Origin of the sequence: Bacillus sp. JJ722, assembly GCF_036963345.1 — a bacterium.
Classification (GTDB): Bacteria; Bacillota; Bacilli; order Bacillales; family DSM-1321; genus Bacillus_AD.
On record NZ_JBALMO010000436.1, the window covers coordinates 1 to 1,543 of the forward strand.

The 1,543-nt window shown below is 30.4% G+C and carries 2 protein-coding genes; both read left to right on the forward strand.

The annotated features are described in order from the left end of the window. The first annotated feature begins 39 nt into the window (after window positions 1–39). A complete protein-coding gene (locus V7014_RS27135) occupies window positions 40–867 on the forward strand; it encodes a DUF1835 domain-containing protein (RefSeq protein ID WP_335512238.1) in 828 nt (275 codons plus the stop codon). Between the two features lie 47 nt (window positions 868–914). Continuing rightward, window positions 915–1,361, forward strand: coding sequence for a GNAT family N-acetyltransferase (locus V7014_RS27140; protein WP_335512240.1), 447 nt, complete (start codon window positions 915–917; stop codon window positions 1,359–1,361). The last annotated feature ends 182 nt before the right edge of the window (window positions 1,362–1,543 follow it).

A 1,543-nucleotide genomic window follows, 5' to 3' on the forward strand; every position in this document is an offset into this window, starting at 1 on the left:
AATAATAACTATATTAAGTTAGTAAGGAGATCTCAAATTATGAGTTTTATTCATATTACCTTTGGGGATTCAGCATATGGGAATTTAAAGTACGCTTTTCAACAAAGAAAAGAGCACAAGAATGAAAAAATCATTTGCATTAACGAGGATTTTTCAATAGGACCTATTTATAAATTAGAATCTACTGAAGGAATGCAAGAAAGAAAACAATGGTTGAGAGAAGTGTTAACAACTATAGAACCAGTTTTAAATAACGATTACCTGGATTGGATTGGCACAACTCTTAAGAAGAATTTACAAATCGCAGAAGAAGTTGCAACTGGAAGTAAAATAATCATATGGCATGGCGAAGATCCATCTGATGCCATTGGTTTAAGATTTGTAGTATCTCTACTCCAAAATAAAAATATTCAGTTTGAAGAAGTCAATGTTACAGATTTTAGCCATCATAGAGAATATACAATTCAAGATTCACGTGGAAAAGAAATTCCATATATACTAAGAAGTTTAGGCGAAGTGCCATCTGAATTAATATTAGAAGCTCTTCAAATGAAAAAAGAGATGTCTCAATCACACATTCAAAGTCTATTACAAGATTGGAAAAAATGGTCTCAAACCGATGGTATATTAAGAATATTAGTAAATGGACAAAGCATGACTGTATCGGAAGATTATTATGATGCCTCCATCTTAGAAAATACATCGAATGAATATCAACATGCAACCCGCATTATTGGAGAAGTAATGGGAAGAAGTGACCAACGGATAGGTGATACTTATTTAACTTTTCGAGTACACCAATTAATTCAACAAGGAAAATTAAGTAATCAAATGCATCTAGAAAAGTTACAAATACGATTACCTTAGTTAATAATCTAACATAGATAAAACACGCTATTTTTGGAGGATTTAAAATGAAAATTAGAAAAGCTAGTACAAATGATATTAATTCACTTAGTAAGTTAGCCTATAAATCTAAAGCATACTGGGGATATTCTGAAGATTTCCTTAAAAAATGTAAAGATGATTTGACAGTTACAATAGATTATCTTGAAAAAAATACTGTTTATGTATTGGAGAATGATCATAAGATAGTTGCTTTTTACAGTTTTTCATTAATTCCAGAAAAATTAGATGCATTGTTTATTGACCCAGATTATATAGGAAATGGTATTGGAAAGATATTATGGATGGACTTATTACAAAAAGCTAAGGAATTAAATATTAAACAATTCACACTGGATAGTGACCCTAATGCAGAAGGATTTTATCTAAAAATGGGTGCTGAAAGAATAGGATATACGCCATCTACAGTTTTTCCAGACAGACCTTTACCTTTATTGAAGGTTAAAGTAATATAAACAGCTGAAGAAACAATCGATATTGATAGTATGCCATTCGAGAAAATGACAGAAGACAGTTATGAAGAAACACTTAATCATTCAATGTTACTAGCTGACAGATATGCTTAATAACTTATTGTATTGAGATTAATAAAACAGAAAGTAAGGGACTGTCCGAAAAGTGATTTTCAATCACTTTT